The 789-nt window shown below is 67.7% G+C and carries 1 protein-coding gene; it reads right to left on the minus strand.

The features are described from left to right. Positions 1 to 176: 176 nt before the first annotated feature. A partial coding sequence (locus ADL01_RS22295) for a carbohydrate-binding protein (RefSeq protein ID WP_159049595.1) occupies positions 177 to 789 on the minus strand: 613 nt, incomplete at its 5' end.

Genomic DNA, 789 nt, shown 5'->3' on the forward strand with positions numbered 1-789 from the left:
GACTGGCGGTTACAGCCTGCGGAGCGCAGGCCGGACCAGGACTCGTCCCGGCACAGCGCGACGAAGCAGGAAGCCACGGATTCCCGTCCGTCGCTGTGTCACGTAGCGGCACAGCAACGGACGGGAGGGCCGGAACTCTCGGGCTTCAGCCCGCGGAGCAGGTCAGCGCGGTGCGGTTACGCGGCGCGGGTGAACTGCCACCAGTTGACATTGAACAAGTAGCCGCTGCCGCCGCTGAACGTCAGGTAGAGGTCATGGGTTCCCGTCACGCCGCTCACTGGGCAGTTCACCGTGGTCCAGGCCTGCCAGCCACCGGTGTTCGGCACACCGCACCGGCCCAGGATCGACCCGCTCGGACTGTCCAGGCGCACTTCGAGGGTGCCGCCGCTGGTGGCCGAGGCGACGCGTGCGGCGAGGGAGGAGGCGCCGGCCCCGAAGGCCACTCCCTTGACCTTGGTGTAGTCGCCGTTTTCGATCCAGCCGACGTCCATTCCGCCGTCACTGGTCCATTCGGTCTCGATCCCGGAACCCCAGGCGATCGTCTCGGCCTCCTGGCGTACGTACGGATCGAGCGGGCCGGCCTGCGGAGCACCCGTGCTCGTCATGTTGATCGTCGGGATCGTTCCGTCAGGGTTGTAGGAGAACTTCTCCACCGCGACCGAGCGGGTGAAGCCGCCGCCGCCCGCGAGCGCGCCGTTGTGATAGAAGAAGTACGAGTTGCCCTTGAAGTCCACGATCCCCGGGTGGTTGGTGAAGCTGCTGCCCTGGGCGGGCATGACGGTTCCCCGG

Origin of the sequence: Streptomyces sp. NRRL WC-3618, assembly GCF_001280005.1 — a bacterium.
GTDB lineage: Bacteria > Actinomycetota > Actinomycetes > Streptomycetales > Streptomycetaceae > Streptomyces.